Annotated in this window: 16 protein-coding genes; 13 read left to right on the top strand and 3 right to left on the bottom strand. The window is 70.6% G+C overall.

Annotated elements, in window-relative coordinates; genetic code table 11:
• Positions 1-69 precede the first annotated feature (69 nt).
• The 8 genes from ACZ7OU_RS11465 to ACZ7OU_RS11430 all read left to right on the top strand — a co-directional run bounded on the left by ACZ7OU_RS11465 (position 70) and on the right by ACZ7OU_RS11430 (position 7,626).
• Complete coding sequence (locus ACZ7OU_RS11465) at positions 70-1,356, top strand: ABC transporter substrate-binding protein (RefSeq protein WP_470255003.1); 1,287 nt, start codon at positions 70-72, stop codon at positions 1,354-1,356.
• Positions 1,353-2,249 carry a carbohydrate ABC transporter permease gene (locus tag ACZ7OU_RS11460; protein ID WP_470255002.1) on the top strand — a complete coding sequence of 299 codons (897 nt, stop codon included), beginning with the start codon at positions 1,353-1,355 and terminating at the stop codon, positions 2,247-2,249. Before ACZ7OU_RS11465 ends, ACZ7OU_RS11460 begins: the two co-directional genes overlap by 4 nt.
• Positions 2,246-3,064, top strand: a complete 819-nt coding sequence (locus ACZ7OU_RS11455; protein ID WP_470255001.1) for a carbohydrate ABC transporter permease — start codon at positions 2,246-2,248, stop codon at positions 3,062-3,064. The genes ACZ7OU_RS11460 and ACZ7OU_RS11455 overlap by 4 nt, the downstream gene beginning before the upstream one ends.
• Before the next feature lie 55 nt (positions 3,065-3,119).
• Positions 3,120-3,554, top strand: a complete 435-nt coding sequence (locus ACZ7OU_RS11450; RefSeq protein WP_470255000.1) for a DUF4190 domain-containing protein — start codon at positions 3,120-3,122, stop codon at positions 3,552-3,554.
• 58 nt (positions 3,555-3,612) lie between these two features.
• Positions 3,613-3,960, top strand: a complete 348-nt coding sequence (locus ACZ7OU_RS11445; RefSeq protein WP_470254999.1) for a DUF4190 domain-containing protein — start codon at positions 3,613-3,615, stop codon at positions 3,958-3,960.
• 149 nt (positions 3,961-4,109) lie between these two features.
• Complete coding sequence (locus tag ACZ7OU_RS11440) at positions 4,110-5,834, top strand: TIGR03767 family metallophosphoesterase (protein WP_470254998.1); 1,725 nt, start codon at positions 4,110-4,112, stop codon at positions 5,832-5,834.
• Between the two features lie 56 nt (positions 5,835-5,890).
• Positions 5,891-6,292, top strand: coding sequence for a PaaI family thioesterase (locus tag ACZ7OU_RS11435; protein ID WP_470254997.1), 402 nt, complete (start codon positions 5,891-5,893; stop codon positions 6,290-6,292).
• 71 nt (positions 6,293-6,363) lie between these two features.
• Positions 6,364-7,626 carry a peptidase C39 family protein gene (locus ACZ7OU_RS11430; RefSeq protein ID WP_470254996.1) on the top strand — a complete coding sequence of 421 codons (1,263 nt, stop codon included), beginning with the start codon at positions 6,364-6,366 and terminating at the stop codon, positions 7,624-7,626.
• Between the two features lie 30 nt (positions 7,627-7,656).
• On the opposite strand, the gene ACZ7OU_RS11425 is transcribed toward ACZ7OU_RS11430, so the two are convergent.
• Positions 7,657-8,106: a carboxymuconolactone decarboxylase family protein gene (locus ACZ7OU_RS11425; protein ID WP_155540748.1), complete on the bottom strand. Its 450-nt coding sequence runs from the start codon at positions 8,104-8,106 to the stop codon at positions 7,657-7,659.
• Positions 8,107-8,182: 76 nt separating this feature from the next.
• Here ACZ7OU_RS11425 and ACZ7OU_RS11420 point away from each other — a divergent pair, with 76 nt between their 5' ends.
• The gene (locus ACZ7OU_RS11420) at positions 8,183-9,040 is read left to right on the top strand and encodes a sigma-70 family RNA polymerase sigma factor (RefSeq protein ID WP_470254995.1); all 858 of its coding nucleotides are present in this window, start codon (positions 8,183-8,185) and stop codon (positions 9,038-9,040) included.
• Between the two features lie 33 nt (positions 9,041-9,073).
• Here ACZ7OU_RS11420 and fdxA read toward each other — a convergent pair whose 3' ends face one another.
• Complete coding sequence (gene fdxA, locus ACZ7OU_RS11415) at positions 9,074-9,487, bottom strand: ferredoxin (RefSeq protein WP_470254994.1); 414 nt, start codon at positions 9,485-9,487, stop codon at positions 9,074-9,076.
• A gap of 160 nt (positions 9,488-9,647) precedes the next feature.
• On the opposite strand from fdxA, the gene ACZ7OU_RS11410 reads away from it, so the two are divergent.
• Positions 9,648-10,745 carry an S-(hydroxymethyl)mycothiol dehydrogenase gene (locus ACZ7OU_RS11410; protein WP_470254993.1) on the top strand — a complete coding sequence of 366 codons (1,098 nt, stop codon included), beginning with the start codon at positions 9,648-9,650 and terminating at the stop codon, positions 10,743-10,745.
• A gap of 65 nt (positions 10,746-10,810) precedes the next feature.
• A complete protein-coding gene (locus ACZ7OU_RS11405; protein ID WP_470254992.1) occupies positions 10,811-11,365 on the top strand; it encodes a gamma-glutamylcyclotransferase family protein in 555 nt (184 codons plus the stop codon).
• Here ACZ7OU_RS11405 and ACZ7OU_RS11400 read toward each other — a convergent pair.
• A complete protein-coding gene (locus ACZ7OU_RS11400) occupies positions 11,343-12,962 on the bottom strand; it encodes an FAD-binding oxidoreductase (RefSeq protein ID WP_470254991.1) in 1,620 nt (539 codons plus the stop codon). The two genes, ACZ7OU_RS11405 and ACZ7OU_RS11400, sit on opposite strands and share 23 nt — an antisense overlap.
• A 97-nt stretch (positions 12,963-13,059) precedes the next feature.
• Here ACZ7OU_RS11400 and ACZ7OU_RS11395 point away from each other — a divergent pair, with 97 nt between their 5' ends.
• Positions 13,060-13,623 carry a TetR/AcrR family transcriptional regulator gene (locus tag ACZ7OU_RS11395; protein WP_470242434.1) on the top strand — a complete coding sequence of 188 codons (564 nt, stop codon included), beginning with the start codon at positions 13,060-13,062 and terminating at the stop codon, positions 13,621-13,623.
• Positions 13,620-15,158 carry a glycerol-3-phosphate dehydrogenase/oxidase gene (locus ACZ7OU_RS11390; protein WP_470254990.1) on the top strand — a complete coding sequence of 513 codons (1,539 nt, stop codon included), beginning with the start codon at positions 13,620-13,622 and terminating at the stop codon, positions 15,156-15,158. The genes ACZ7OU_RS11395 and ACZ7OU_RS11390 overlap by 4 nt, the downstream gene beginning before the upstream one ends.
• Positions 15,159-15,349: the final 191 nt, after the last annotated feature.

Raw genomic sequence — 15,349 nt, 5'->3', positions numbered from 1 at the left:
AGACGGCCACCATGAGGGAATCTAACGCCTTCATGGTGGCCTTCAGAGCACGTCGGAGGGGTTCTGGGGATGCATAACAGGCGCAAGTTCTTGGCGTTGGCGGGAGCCGGCGCGCTGACCGCGGCGTGCGGGTCGAACACCGGGCGGCAGGGCACCGCGCCCCCGTCGACGGCGTACTCGGCGGGTCCGCCGCCTTCGGACGCGCCCAAGGTCACGCTCCAGCAGTGGTACCACGCGTACGGCGAAGACGGCGTCCAGGAAGCGGTCAAGCGGTACGCCGCGACGTACCCGGGCGCGGCCGTGAACGTCCAGTGGAACCCGGGCGACTACGACTCGAAGATCGTCACCGCGCTGCAGAACAGCAAGGTGCCGGACGTCTTCGAGGCGCAGGTCAAGATCGACTGGGTGCGGCAGAACCAGGTGGTCTCGCTCGATGACGTCGTCGGCCCGGCGAAGGGCGACTTCAGCCCGGCCGTGCTCGCCGCGCAGACCATCGAGGGCAAGGTCTACGGCATCCCGCAGGCCATCGACACGCAGGTGCTCTTCTACCGCAAGAGCCTGCTGCAGGCCGCGGGCGTGCAGCCGCCGCAGACCGTCGACGAGCTGGTCGACGCGGCCGCCAAGCTCTCGAAGGACGGCGTCAAAGGCCTCTTCGCGGGCAACGACGGCGGCGTCGGCGTGCTCACCGGGCCGCTGCTGTGGTCGGCCGGCCTCGACTACCTGAAGAACGGCAACCGCGAAGTCGGCTTCGACGACCCGCGCGCGGCGACCGCGCTGGCCAAGCTGCACACGCTCAACTCGAACGGCTCGCTGCTGCTCGGCGCGCCGGCCGACTGGTCGGACCCGGGCGCGTTCATCGACGGGCTCGCGGCGATGCAGTGGACCGGGCTGTGGAACGTGCCGAAGATCCGCGACGCGTTCGACGACGACTTCGGCGTGCTGCCGTTCCCGCGGCTGGACGGCAGCGGCGCGCCGTCGGTGCCGGTCGGCGCGTACAGCGCGATGGTCAACGCCAAGAGCGAGCACGTCGCCGAGGCCAAGGCGTTCGTGAAATGGCTGTGGATCGACCGGACCGACTACCAGCTGGAGTTCGCGACGAAGTTCGGCTTCCACGTCCCGGCGCGCCAGAGCCTCACCGGCCGCGCGGACAGCCTCAAGACGGGACCGGCCGCCGACGCCGCGAAGTTCGTCAAGGAGAACAGCCACCTGGTCGGCGGTCCGGTGTGGACACAGCAGTCGAACACGGCGCTGTCCGACGCGGTCGCGAAGATCGCGAAGGAAGGGGCGGACCCGGTCGCGCAGACGAAGACGGCCGTCGAGGTGGCCAAGTCCGAACTCAAGCGCCTGTTCGGATGAAGGGGCGCGACGCGCGCGCGTTCTGGCTGTTCGTCGGGCCGTTCCTGCTGGGGCTCGCGGTCTTCGCGTACCTGCCGATCGGCTGGAGCGCGTACCTGTCCTTCTTCGACGCGCGCAACACGGTGACGCCGACGGACTTCGTCGGGCTGGACAACTACGGGCACATGCTCACCGACGAGCCGTTCCTGTCGAGCCTGGGGACGTTCAGCGTGTTCGCGCTGTTCATCGTGCCGCTGACGTTCGTCCTGTCGCTGGCGCTCGCGCTCGGCGTCAACCGGCTCGAGTTCGCGCGGACGTTCTTCCGGTCGGTGTTCTTCCTGCCGTTCGCGTGCTCGTACGTCGTCGCGTCGCTGATCTGGAAGACGTCGCTGTTCTCGGGTGTCCGATATGGACTGGCGAACACGGTGCTCGGCCTGTTCGGCGCGGACCCGGTGGCCTGGACCGGGACGGTGAACCCGCCGCTGTACTGGATCGTGCTCGTGACGGCGCGGCTGTGGCTGCAGCTCGGGTTCTACATGATCCTGTTCATCGCGGCGCTGCAACGGATCCCCCACCACCTCTACGAAGCGGCCTGGCTCGACGGCGCGAAGCCGGGGTGGCAAGTGTTCCGGTACATCACGCTGCCGCAGCTGCGCGCGACGGCCGTGGCGGTGCTCCTGCTGAACCTGATCAACGCGTACCAGGCGTTCGACGAGTTCTACAACATCATGGGCGACGCCCGCGGCTACCCGCCGTTCGCCCGGCCGCCGCTGGTGTACCTGTACTACACGTCGCTGGGCTCGGGCGGCCAGGACCTCGGCCGCGGCAGCGCGGGCGCGGTGATCCTGGCGCTGATCATCGCGCTCGTGACGCTGCTGCAGGGCCGCGTCTTCCGCTTCGGACGTGCGTCATGAGGGCCTTCTTCCGGTGGACGGCGCTGATCATCGCGGCGGCGCTGTTCCTGCTGCCGTTCTACCTGCTGGTGCGCAACGGCCTGGCGTCGCGAGCGGAGATCACCGCTCCACAGTGGACGCTCTTCCCGTCCACTGTGCACTGGGAGAACTTCTCGCGGCTGTTCGCCCTGGACGACGTCCCGTTCGCGCGGAGCCTGCTGAACTCGGCGATCGTGGCGGTGCTGCAGACGGTCGGGCTCCTCGTGCTCTGCTCGCTGGCGGGCTACGGCCTGGCGCGGATCCCGTACCGGCATTCCGGGATCGTGTTCTACGCGGTGCTGGCGACGCTGATGATCCCGACGTCGGTGACGTTCGTGCCGAGCTTCGTGGTCGTCTCGACGCTCGGCTGGCTGTCGGACTTCCGCGGCCTGGTCATCCCCGGGCTCTTCAGCGCGTTCAGCGTGTTCCTGTTCCGGCAGTACTTCCTGGACTTCCCGCGTGAGCTGGAGGAGGCGGGACGGGTCGACGGGCTGACGCGCTGGGGCGTGTTCTGGCGGATCGTCGTGCCGAACTCGCGGGGGTTCTTCGCGGCGATCGCGGTGATCACGGTGATCGGCAGCTGGAACGCGTTCCTGTGGCCGCTGATCATCGCCCAGTCCCCCGATTCGTGGACCGTCCAGGTGGCGCTGTCGGGACTGCTGACGGCGCAGAACCCGCAGCTCGACCTGCTGTTCCTGGCGGCGGCGGTGTCGATCCTGCCGATCGTGCTGCTGTTCGCGTTCCTGCAGCGATACCTGGTGCGCGGGGTGACGGAGTCCGGTTTGGGCGGGTCGTAACACGTCGCGGGCAGCGGCCGACTCCGGGAACGTCCCGAAGGAAGCAGGTGCTCGAATGACCACGCCCGACCACTACCCGCCGCCGCACCCGGAAGACCCGGCGGCGAACGCGCCGATCCCGGTCCAGCCCTCCTGGCAGCCCCAGCAGAACCCGATCTCCGCGCCCTTTCCCGCGCAGCCGTACGCGGCGGTGGCGGTCCCCTACCCGATGCTGCGCACCAGCGGGCTGTGCGTCGCGGGCATGGTCGTCGGCATCCTCGCCCTGCTCGGGTTCTGGATCCCGTTCGGCGACGTGCTGATGGGCCTGCTCGCGATCGGCCTCTCCTGGGCCGGCCTCACGCAGGCCGCCAAGCCCGGGTACACCGGCCGCGGCATGGGCATCGCCGGCCTGGTGACCGGCATCATCGCGATGATCCCCGCGATCATCTTCATGGTCATCTTCTTCACCGCCGCGGCGACCGTGACGACGACCTGCGGTTTCTACTGCTGACGTGACGCCCGGAGCCGGAGCGCCGACGACTCCGGGTAACGGCGGGAACAGGTTCGCGATGACCGAGTTCGACCCCTACCGGCAGCCGAAGCAGTGCGTCCAGCCGTGCCCGCTGGCCGCAGGCCGGCCACCGACGACCAGCGGGTTGGCGGTGGCGGGCATGGTCGTCGGCATCGTCGCCCTGGTCCTGTTCTTGGTCCCGTTCGTCAACCTGGTCCTCAGTTTCCTGGCGATCGGCCTCTCGTGGGGCGGCCTGGCCCAGGCCTACCGCCCGGGCTACACAGGCAAGGGAATGGGCATCGCGGGCCTGTCCTGCGGCATCATCGCGGTGGTCCCGGCGGCGATCGTGATCCTGTTCTACTTCCAAGTCGTGAGTGCACCCGCCGGGTTCGGCCTCTACTCCTGACCGTTCCCCGGCGGAATTGACCACGACCTTCGGCGGTACACCCCACCCCGACACCTGTGACAAGGTGGCTCGAAACGTCACGTTCACCGCCCGGACACCGGCGTCCGGCACGGTGCTGGGCAACCGAGAAACTGGGGAGCGAAACAACCATGGCCGAACTCACCCGGCGCACCTTCGCCACCGCGGGCGCCGCCGGTCTCGGACTGCTGCTGTGCACGCCCACCGCCAACGCGCTCGACCGCGCCCTGCGGCTCACGAGCACCCGCTCGGTCAGCACCGCCGGCACGACCCTCGAGCAGGTCGCCACGGGCGGCGGCACCGCGAGCTACAGCCGCCTGTCCGCCGGACCCGGCTGGCCGCTGGCCGTCCGGAGCGACCTCGCCGCCCCGCAGACCGGCCGCGACGACCGGCGCCGCGCCCTCGGCGCGTTCGTGCAGTTCACCGACCTGCACATCACCGACACCGAAAGCCCCGCGCGCTTCGAGTACCTGCACCCCTTCATCGGCTCGGCGCACCGGCCACAGGAGGCGCTCGGCACCGTCGCCACCAGCGCGCTGGTCGAGCGCGTCAACAGCGTGCGGCAGGGCCCGTTCACCGGGCGCCCGTTCGACCTCATGGTCACCACCGGCGACAACACCGACAACCACGAGCTGATCGAGCTCGACTGGTTCCTCAAGGTCCTCAACGGCGGGACCGTCACGCCGAACTCCGGCGCCACGAACGCCTACGAAGGCGTCCAGAACTCCGGCAACCACGAGTTCTGGAACCCCGGCAAGCCCGGTACCGACGACTACACGGCCAAGGGCTTCCCGCAGATTCCCGGCCTGCTCGAAGCGGGCATCGGGACGTTCACCGCGCCCGGCCTCGACGTCCCGTGGTTCTGCACCTTCGGCAACCACGACGACAGCATCGTCGGCTCGCTGCCGGCGCAGATCCCCGGCATCGACGCCTGGTACACCGGGAAGTACAAGGTCATCGGCAAGGACGAGAGCACCGCGAAGAAGCTCGCCGACGCCATCAAGAAGCCAGGCTCGAGCGTGCCGATCGCCGAGCTGTTCGGCGGCAGCGGCACGATCCGCGAGATCACGCCGGACGCGCGGCGTCGCCCGTTCGACACCGGCGAGTTCGTCCGCGCGCACCTCGACTCGGCCAACACCGGGCCCGGTCCCGTCGGGCACGGCTTCAGCAGCTCGAACGCCGACGGCAAGAACGTCTACTACACGTTCCGGATCGCGCCGGGCATCACCGGGATCAGCCTCGACACGACGACCGACGCCGGGTTCGCCGACGGCTCGATCGGCCTCGCGCAGTACAACTGGGTCGAGGCGACGCTGAAGCGCAACAGCTCGACGTACTACGACTTCTTCGGGCGCAAGACCACCCACGCCGTCACCGACGAGCTGTTCCTCCTGTTCAGCCACCACACCAGCGGCTCGATGGGCAACGTCCTGCCGGACTCGCGCCACCTGCTCGACCCGCGTCTGGACGGCAACGCGTTCGTCGCGCTGCTCAAGCGGTTCCCGAACGTGCTGGCGTGGGTCAACGGCCACACGCACCTCAACAAGATCACCCCGCACGCCGGAAGCACGCCGCAGCAGAGCTTCTGGGAGATCAACACGGCGTCGCACGTCGACTTCCCGCAGCAGGCCCGGATCGTCGAGGTCGCGGACAACGCGGACGGCACGTTGTCGCTGTTCACGACGCTGATCGAGGCCGAGGCACCGTACGCGGTGGACTACGGCGCCCGGACCCCGCAAGCGCTTGCGTCGCTGTACCGCGAGCTGTCGTACAACGACATCCACGTCGACCTCGGCCGCGTCGGGGCCGCCACCGACCACAACACCGAGCTGCTGCTGGTGAACCCGCTGAGCTGAGCGCGTTACCCCGGAGGTAATCGCCCCGCGGCCGGTCTTCGGGCAGGCTGCGGGGCATGACCGATCCCGAGGGCACCCAGCTCTTCCACCGCACCATGCCGTTCTCCGAGCGCCTCGGCGTCGAGGTGCTGGAGCACGGCAAGGCACTCGTCCGCACCCGGCTGAAGTGGGACGAGAGCCTCTGCACGCTCGGCGGCGTGCTGCACGGGGGCGCGCTCATGGCGCTGGCCGACTCGACCGGTGCCGTGTGCGCGTTCCTCAACCTCCCCGAGGGCGCGCAGGGCACGACGACCGTCGAGTCGAAGACGAACTTCCTGCGTGCCGTGCGTTCGGGCTACGCCGTTGCGTCGTCCAGACCACTGCACGCCGGCCGCAAGTTCGTCGTGGTGGAGACGGAGATCCACGACGACGGCGGCAAGTTGGTCGCGAAAGTGACACAGACGCAGGCCGTCCTGTAGGTACCTGTTTACATACCCGGCCCGACCGGCGAAAATCCCTGCCTACTGGGTGGGTCGATCAGGGAGCCGGGATGCGCGCACGCAAGTTGTTCACCTTATTGTCAGTGGTTGTGTTAACAGCTGTAACCGCGCAGGTCGCCGAGGCCTCGCCCGCCCGGCCCGGCGAAGACGAGTCGATCGACTACCACGAGTGGAACGGCGGCGGCTTCTACGAAGGCCACTTCGCCGGGCTCGCACTGACCCACGACGGCCTGCGCATCACGCGTCCGGCCGGCACGGTCGAGCACATCGAGCCGGAGCTGGGCACCACGAGAACGTACGAGTACGGCCAGTGGACGTCACCGTCGTACCGGCAGGGCTTCGGCGCGACGCAGCTGGTCTCGTCCTGGAACGCGCGGACGCCGGCGAACACCTGGCTGCAGGTCGAGGCGCAGGGCAAGACGCCGGCGGGCGCCGAAACCGCGTGGTACGTGATGGGCCGCTGGGCCAGCGGCGACACGGACATCCTGCGCACCAGCGTCGACGGCCAGGACGACGCGAACGCCCTGGTCGACGTCGACACGCTGGTGACGAAGACGGGCGTGACGCTGAAGTCGTACAAGCTGCGGATCAGCCTCTACCGCGAAAAGGGCTCGCGCGCGACGCCGTCGGTGACGTCGCTGGGCGCGATGACGTCCGCCGTGCCGGACCGCTTCGATGTGCGGACGACGAAGCCGGGCCGTGCCACCGGGATCGAGCTGAAGGTGCCGGCGTACGCGCAGAACCTCCACAAAGGACAGTTCCCGCAGTACGGCGGGGGCGGCGAAGCGTGGTGCAGCCCGACGTCGACCGAGATGGTGGCCGAATACTGGGGCAAGAAGCCGTCGGCGGCGGAGATGTCCTGGATCCCGGCGGACTACGTCGACCCGTCGGTGGCGTTCGCGGCGCGCTACACCTACGACCACGCCTACGACGGCACCGGCAACTGGCCGTTCAACACGGCGTACGCGGCGTCGCGCGGGCTGCGCGGGCACATCACGCGGCTGCACTCGTTGAACGAGCTCGAGGGCTACATCGCCCGCGGCATCCCGGTGATCACGTCGCAGTCGTTCCTGGCTTCGGAGCTGGACGGCGCGGGCTACGGGACGGCCGGGCACATCATGGTGGTCGTCGGCTTCACGAAGGACGGCGACGTGATCGCGAACGACCCGGCGTCGAGCAGCAACGACCGCGTGCGCAACATCTACAAGCGCGACCAGTTCGAGAAGATCTGGCAGCGGACCAAGCGGTACCGCGCCGACGGGACCGTGGCGAGCGGCCCCGGCGGCATCGCGTACATCATCACCCCGGCCTGACCCGGGACCGGCGCGGCGACCGGCCGGCTTCTACCAGGTCTGGCCGGCCGGCTGCCGCGTCGTGCGGTTGATCCGGTTGAAGAAGTTGGTGAGCGCGATGTTCAAGGTGATCGCGGACAGCTGCCGCTCGTCGAAGTGCTTCGCGGCTTCCGCCCAGATCTCGTCGGTGACGCCGGGTTCACCGTCCTGGAGCCGGGTCGCGGCCTCCGTCAGCGCGAGCGCCGCTCGCTCCGGCTCGGTGTAGAACGGCGTCTCGCGCCACGCGACCACGTTGTGCAGCCGCTCTTCGGTCTCGCCGTGCTTCTTCGCCGACTGGACTCCGCCGAAGACGCACGGGCTGCAGCCGTTGATCTGGCTGGCCCGCAGGTGGACCAGCTCCAGCACCAGCGGGTCGACGCCGCCGGCGTGCACCGCCTTGATGATCTGCTGGATCGCGCCGAACACCTCGGGGTTCCCCGAGTCCTTGAGCCGTGCTTCCATCGGTCCTCCCTTTGTTACCTGTGCCCCTCCGGGCCCGTCATCCCCACGACGGAGCCGAACGGAAGAAGGTAACGACATGCCCGACACGGTGACCGAGGCCTTCGAAGCGCAGCGCGACCGGCTGCGCGCGGTGGCCCACCGGGTGCTCGGCTCGCACGCCGACGCCGAGGACGTGGTCCAGGAGGCGTGGCTGCGGCTGTCGCGCCAGGACGCGGCGACGATCGACAACCTCGACGGCTGGCTGACGACGGTGGTCGGCCGGATCAGCCTCGACGTCCTGCGCTCGCGCCGAGCCCGGCCCGAGGCGCTCTACGACGAAATCGTCGTGACGGTCGACGAAGGGCCGGAGGACGACGTCGCGCTGGCGGACTCGGTCGGGCTCGCGCTGCTGGTGGTCCTGGAGTCGCTCGGGCCGAGCGAGCGGCTGGCGTTCGTGCTGCACGACCTGTTCGCGGTGCCGTTCGAGGAGATCGGCCGCATCCTCGGCAAGTCGACCGCGGCGGCCAAGATGCTGGCCAGCCGCGCCCGCCGGAAGGTGCGGACGCCGTCACCGCCTGCCGCGAGCCGGGAACAGCGCGAGGTGGTGAACGCGTTCCTGAGGGCGGCCCGCGACGGTGATTTCGAGGAACTGCTGCGTGTGCTGGATCCGGACGTGCGGCTGACGGTCGACACCCCGGACGGCGTGGTGGTGGTCCTCGGAGCGACGAACGTCGCGGCGGGAGCCCGCTTCGGCGGGGCCAACGACGGCCGGGAGGTCTTGGTCGGCGGTCTGCCGGGCGTGGTGGCGTGGCGTCCGGACGGCTCCCCGCTGTCGGTCGTGGCGTTCACCGTGCTGGAAGGTCGGATCGCGGCGATCGCGGCGGTGGCGGACCCGGCGCGGCTGGCGTCGATGGACCTGCCTGAGCCACCCGGAACTGTCGGTACCGCCGGGTAGCGTGGAATCCGGGGGCCGGAGGCACGCCCCGCTTCAGCCCGGGTCGCGCCGACCGCCGGAATCGTCGGCACAGCCACAGCCGCCGTCCGGAGACTTCTCCCGCGGTGGCCGCCGGGCGGGCGGACGCTGCGGCGGCAGCGCCGCGACCTGGACCGTGTCCGCGTTCAGCGGGCCGACCGCGGCCGCACCGTTCGGAGAACCCAGTGGTGCGTCGCGCCCGGGGAGGATCTCGCTGAAGAACAGGCCGTTGTCCGGCGCGAGCGCGGGGTCTTCCACGTACGAGACCGCCCCCACCGGGCAGGCCGCCTCACAGGCACCGCACTCGAAGCACTCGTCCGGATGGATGTAGAGACTCCGGGCCCCCTCGTAGATGCAGTCCAGGGGACATTCTTCGACGCACGCGCGGTCCTTGACGTCGACGCAGGGAAGCCCGATCACAAACGCCATGGCAGGAACCATCCCACACTCGCCGCCGCCGGATGAGAGTTGCGTGAAGCGCAACATGTTGCGCATCGATCACCGAACCTCACTCATGCGGATGTCGCCATCTCCGCATGATCCGTGATTAGCTGCGGGCAGAGCCAGCAAAGCCGGAAGGTGGATTCGCATGCCGTACGAGGTCCAGGGGGTCGTTTCGCGAGCGAAGGGCGAGCCCGTCTCGCTGGAGACCGTCCTCGTCCCCGATCCCGGGCCGGGCGAGGCCGTCGTGAACGTGCAGGCCTGCGGGGTCTGCCACACCGATCTGCACTACCGCGAGGGCGGGATCAACGACGAGTTCCCGTTCCTGCTCGGCCACGAGGCCGCCGGTGTCGTGGAGGCGGTCGGCGACGGCGTCACCGATCTCGAGCCCGGCGACTACGTCATCCTCAACTGGCGCGCCGTCTGCGGCACCTGCCGCGCCTGCAAGCGCGGCAAGCCGTGGTACTGCTTCTCGACCTTCAACGCCGCCCAGCCCATGACGCTCGCCGACGGCACCAAGCTGTCGCCCGCGCTCGGCGTCGGGGCCTTCCTCGAGAAGACCCTCGTCCACAGCGGACAGTGCACCAAGGTGAACCGCGAGGCCGAGCCCGCGGTCGCCGGGCTGCTCGGCTGCGGCGTGATGGCCGGGCTCGGCGCGGCCATCAACACCGGCGCCGTCACGCGCGGTGACTCGGTCGCGGTCATCGGCTGCGGTGGCGTCGGCGACGCCGCCATCGCGGGCGCGAAGCTGGCCGGTGCCACCACGATCGTCGCGATCGACCGGGACGACCGGAAGCTGGCGTGGGCCAAGGACTTCGGCGCCACGCACACCGTGAACAGCACGGACCTCAGCGAAGAAGCCGTCGTCGAGGCCATGCAGGACGCCACGAACAGCTTCGGCCCGGACGTCGTCATCGACGCCGTCGGCCGCCCGGAGACCTGGCGGCAGGCCTTCTACGGCCGCGACCTCGCCGGCACGGTCGTGCTCGTCGGCGTCCCGACGCCGGAGATGCGCCTCAACGACCTGCCGCTGATCGACTTCTTCTCGCGCGGCGGCTCGCTCAAGTCGTCGTGGTACGGCGACTGCCTGCCCAGCCGCGACTTCCCGATGCTCGTGGACCTCTACCTGCAGGGCCGGCTGCCGCTCGACAAGTTCGTCACCGAGCGCATCGGCGTCGACGGCGTCGAGCAGGCCTTCGAGCGCATGCACCACGGTGACGTCCTGCGCAGCGTGGTGACCTTCTGACCCTCTTCACCGACGACGAATACCCGGCCGAGCCCTACCCGGGCACCCGGCCGGGTTATTCGTTCGTGCACGTCGACGGCGTCGGGCACCCGCTCGACACCGCGCCCGGCGGCTGGCGCGACCGGATGGCCGTGCTGGCGTACGGCTCGAACGCGAACCCGTCGAAGATCACCTGGTTGCGCGCACGCCTCGGGCTCGAAGGCCCGGTCGTCGTCGCGCACGCGCGGTGCGGCGGGCTCGCCGCGGTGTGGGCCGCCGGCTTCCGCGTCGTCGACGACCAGCGCCCGGCCACGCTCACCGCGCTCGACGGCGTCGAAGAGCACGCCATCTGGTTCGTGACGCCGGACCAGCTCGCCGTGCTCGACCGCTGCGAAGGCCGTGGCACGCGCTACGACCTGGCCCGGCTGACCGAACCCGACATCACGCTCGAAGACGGCACCCGCCTGACCGAGGTCCACACGTACGTCGGCGCCGCGCCGATCCGCTACCCGCTGCTGGTGGACGGCGTGCCGGTGCGCACCGCCGACGTCCCGCAGGCCGCCGCGGCGAAGCTCGACGGCGTCGCCGCGGACGGCCACGGCGTCCCGTGCGAAGTGCTCAGACCAGCTTTCCCGGGTTGAGGATCCCGGTCGGGTCGACCGCCGACTTCGCCGCGCGCAGCACTTCGACCCCGAGCGAGCCGATCTCCGCCCGCAGGTACGGCGCGTGGTCGACGCCGACGGCGTGGTGGTGCGAAATCGTGCCCAGCCCGGTGATCGCCTCGCACGCCGCCGCCTTCGCGCGCTGCCACTGGCCGGCCGGGTTCGCCTCGTCGCGGGCCGTCAGCACCGTGAAGTACAGCGACGCGCCCGTTTCGTACGCGTGCGAGATGTGGCACATCACGATGGACGGGCCGAGTGACGCCGTGAGCGCCGCCCGGACGTCGTCCCGCAGTTCGTCCACAGTGGACCAATAAGCCGCGGTCTCCAGCGTCTCGACGCAGACACCCTGGTCCATCAGGGCATCGCGCTGCCGCGGGCCGCCGAACCGGCCGTGCCGCCAGGACTCGCCGAGCGCCTTGCCGACGCGCACCGCACCCGACGCCTTCAGCCGGCGCGCCGTCTCGCGGCGCCGCAGGGCCACGTCGTGCGCCGTGCCTTCCCAGCCGACGATGAGGAAGCACGGCCGCGCCACCCCGCGCGCGGCGAGGTACTTGCGCAACGCCGTCGTCTTGAGACCGGCGTTCAGCGCCAGGGAAACTTCGGTTTCGTCCCCGTCGGACAGCCGGGTGACGTCGGCGAGCGCGTGGTGCTGCGCGAGGTCGCGGACGGCCTCGCGGCCCGCCTCCCAGCCGGGCAGCGCGTAGCCCTCGTACCGCTTGACCGGCGGCGCCGGGCGCACCCGCAGCGTCACCTCGGTGATCACGCCGAGCGTGCCTTCGCTGCCGATGGCGAGCTGGCGCAGGTCCGGCCCGGCGGCCGACGCCGGCGCGATCCCGAGCTTCCACTCGCCGCGCGGCGTCGCCAGGCGCACACCCTTGACCATGTCTTCGAAGCGTCCGTAGCCCGACGACGCCTGGCCGGCCGAGCGCGTCGCCGCGAAGCCGCCGATCGTGGCCCGTTCGAACGACTGCGGGATGTGCCCGAGCGTCAGGCCGTGCTCGCCGAGGAGGCGCTCGGCCTCGGGCCCTCGGACACCGGCCTGCAGCACGGCGAGGCGCGACTCGGCGTCGACCGACACCAATGCGTCGAGGCGGACGAGGTCGAGCGCGATCACCGCCGCCTTCTCGCCGCGCAGCGCCGCGACCCCGCCGACGACCGAGGTGCCGCCGCCGAAGGGCACCACCCCGACGTCGTGCCGCACGCAGACGTCGAGCACCGACTGGACCTCGTCCGGGCCGGCGGGCAGCACGACCGCGTCGGGCACCGGGAAGTCCACTGAGGGCGAACGGCGGCGCAGCAGGTCGAGGTAGGACAGTCCCGTCGCGCGCGCCAGCCGGGCCGCGTCGTCGACCAGCACGTTTTCCGTGCCCACGACGCCTGACAGCGCTTTGACAGCAGATTCGTCCAGTTTCGGTGACGGTATTTCCACCGGCAAATCACCCGCCGGGGCAGCACCGGGAGCCGTCTGGCCTATACGCTGTTCAAGCCACTTGGCCGCCCGCGCGGGCAGCCGGGCGGCGTCGGCGGCTTCCGGAGTCCAGGACCGTCGAAGGCGGTGGTCAATGAGCGCGTTCACCGATACAGTGTGACACATGGACGTGAAACGTCACACTATGGAGACCGCGGGATCATCCGCGCTCGCGGACACCCGCAACCGCCAGACGGCGACCCGAGTGGCCGATGACGTGCTGCTCGACGCCGCGCGCTCGTGCGTACTGGCCGTCGGTGTGCGCCGCACCACACTCGCCGAAATCGCCCGCACCGCGCGCGTCAGCCGGATGACGGTCTACCGCCGCTTCCCCGACGTCCGCAGCGTGCTCGCCGCGCTGATGACCCGCGAGTTCAGCGGGCTGCTGCGCACGGCGAGCGAACGCGGCGCCGACGCCTCGGACAGCCGCGAGCGGCTCGTGCTCATCGCGTCGGCCGGCGTCCGTTCGCTGTCGGCCGACCCGCTGTTCCGCACGCTGCTCGACGTCGACCCCGAGCTGGTCCTCCCGTACATCGTGGAGCGGCTGGGCGCGACGCAGAAGTTCGCCGAGGCGGCGTTGCACCAGCTACTGGAGGCCGGGCACCAGGACGGGTCGATCCGGCGGGCGCCGGTCGCGGCGCAGTCCCGGTCGGTGCTGCTGGTGGTCCAGTCCTTCGCGTTCTCGCTGCGCCCGGCGACGGCGGACGTCGGCGAGGCGGCACTGCTGGCGGAGTTCACCCACGTGCTCGACGCGGCGCTGAAGCCGTGACGTCCGGCTCGCTCAACGCGCGGCGCCGCGAACGCGAGCTCGCGGAGCTGGCGGCGGGCGAGCGCGTCGACATCGTTGTCGTCGGCGGCGGCGTCACCGGCACGGGCATCGCCCTGGACGCGGCTTCGCGCGGGTTGTCGGTGGCGCTCGTCGAGGCGCGGGACCTGGCGTTCGGGACGTCCCGCTGGTCGTCGAAGCTCGTGCACGGCGGCCTGCGCTACCTGGCGCACGGCGAGTTCGGCCTGGCGCACGAGAGCGCGGTCGAGCGCGGCATCATGATGACGCGCACGGCGCCGCACCTCACGCGGGCGATGCCGCAGCTGTTCCCGTTGTACCCCAGCACATCCCGCGCACAGCAGGCACTGGTGGCGGCCGGCCTCCGAGCCGGCGACGGCCTCCGCCGGGCGGCGCGCACACCGTCGTCGGTGCTGCCGCGGCCGCGTTCGATCCCGGTCGCGGAAGCACTGGCATTGGTTCCCGGACTCTCGCCGGCCGGCTTGCGCGGCGCGTTGCTGGCGTACGACGGCGCGTTGGTCGACGACGCGCGCCTGGTGGTTTCCCTGGCACGGACGGCGGCATCGTTCGGCGCCCGGATCCTGACGCGGCTTTCGGCTTCCGCGGTCTCCGCGGACCGCGTCACGGCTTTCGACGGCGTTTCCGGTGACACGGTGGAGATCCACGCGCGCCAGGTGATCAACGCGACGGGGGTGTGGGCGGGCACGCTGACGGGCTCGGTCCGGCTGCGGCCGTCACTGGGATCGCACCTGGTGCTCGCGCCGGGGACGGTCCCGATGGGCACGACGTCGGTGAACATCGGGGTGCCGGGCGAGACCAACCGGTTCGTGTTCCTGCTCCCCCAACCGGACGGCCGCGTCTACTTGGGACTCACGGACGAGCCGGTTTCAGGATCGATCCCCGACGTACCAGTGGTTCCCGAGTCCGATGTGGACTTCTTGCTGAAGCTGGCTTCGACGGTACTGGCCCGGCCGCTGACCCGTGCTGACGTGGCCGGATCGTTCGCCGGCCTCCGGCCATTGGTGGAAGGCGGCGGCCGTTCGGCCGACCTGTCCCGCAAGCACGCGGTGCTGGCGGGTTCGGACGGCCTGCTGACGGTGGTCGGCGGCAAGCTGACGACGTACCGCCGGATGGCGGAGGACGCGGTCGACTCGGCGGTTCGCTTGGCCGGTTTGAGTACTTCGCCTTGTCGGACTGCCCGGTTGCCGTTGCTGGGAGCGGCTTCGCGGTCGGATCTGTCTCTTGTGGACGCCGCGCCGAGGCTGGTGGCTCGTTATGGCACGGAGGCCCCGCGGGTCGCGGCGTTGGGCGAGCTGGACGCGGAGTTCGCGGCACCGGTGGCCCCGGGATCGGACATCACGGCGGCGGAGGTCGTGTGGGCGGTCCGCAACGAGGGGGCTTTGGACGTGGCGGACGTACTGGAGCGCCGGACGCGGCTGTCGTTGATCCCGTCGGACGCGGAAGCCGCGGCGGGGCGGGTCGCGGAGCTTGTCGACAAGTCTCTTGCCGGCCTCACCTGAGCCGGGTCATCTCGACGAGGTCCGGCGCGCTGTCTGGGGAGCGTGGCACGCCGCCGAGATGTCGTGCCGTCGGCCTCCGGGCCCTGCCTCCCGCGCACCGAGCAGCGACTGCGGTGCCTCGACGAGTCATTCGCGACCTCGCCCAAGCCCGCCCACCCTGCTCGCCAGTGGCCAAGCGAGCCGGGTCCGCC

This window comes from Amycolatopsis sp. NPDC114505 (genome assembly GCF_055633615.1).
This window is presented reverse-complemented; position numbering and strand designations above follow the sequence as displayed.

Excerpts from the sequence above, each read along its gene's own strand:
- ACZ7OU_RS11465 (WP_470255003.1), top strand. The coding sequence starts at position 70 with ATGCATAACAGGCGCAAGTTCTTGGCGTTGGCGGGAGCCGGCGCGCTG.
- ACZ7OU_RS11460 (WP_470255002.1), top strand. The coding sequence starts at position 1,353 with ATGAAGGGGCGCGACGCGCGCGCGTTCTGGCTGTTCGTCGGGCCGTTC.
- ACZ7OU_RS11455 (WP_470255001.1), top strand. The coding sequence starts at position 2,246 with ATGAGGGCCTTCTTCCGGTGGACGGCGCTGATCATCGCGGCGGCGCTG.
- ACZ7OU_RS11450 (WP_470255000.1), top strand. The coding sequence starts at position 3,120 with ATGACCACGCCCGACCACTACCCGCCGCCGCACCCGGAAGACCCGGCG.
- ACZ7OU_RS11445 (WP_470254999.1), top strand. The coding sequence starts at position 3,613 with ATGACCGAGTTCGACCCCTACCGGCAGCCGAAGCAGTGCGTCCAGCCG.
- ACZ7OU_RS11440 (WP_470254998.1), top strand. The coding sequence starts at position 4,110 with ATGGCCGAACTCACCCGGCGCACCTTCGCCACCGCGGGCGCCGCCGGT.
- ACZ7OU_RS11435 (WP_470254997.1), top strand. The coding sequence starts at position 5,891 with ATGACCGATCCCGAGGGCACCCAGCTCTTCCACCGCACCATGCCGTTC.
- ACZ7OU_RS11430 (WP_470254996.1), top strand. The coding sequence starts at position 6,364 with ATGCGCGCACGCAAGTTGTTCACCTTATTGTCAGTGGTTGTGTTAACA.
- ACZ7OU_RS11425 (WP_155540748.1), bottom strand. The coding sequence starts at position 8,106 with ATGGAAGCACGGCTCAAGGACTCGGGGAACCCCGAGGTGTTCGGCGCG.
- ACZ7OU_RS11420 (WP_470254995.1), top strand. The coding sequence starts at position 8,183 with ATGCCCGACACGGTGACCGAGGCCTTCGAAGCGCAGCGCGACCGGCTG.
- fdxA (WP_470254994.1), bottom strand. The coding sequence starts at position 9,487 with ATGGCGTTTGTGATCGGGCTTCCCTGCGTCGACGTCAAGGACCGCGCG.
- ACZ7OU_RS11410 (WP_470254993.1), top strand. The coding sequence starts at position 9,648 with ATGCCGTACGAGGTCCAGGGGGTCGTTTCGCGAGCGAAGGGCGAGCCC.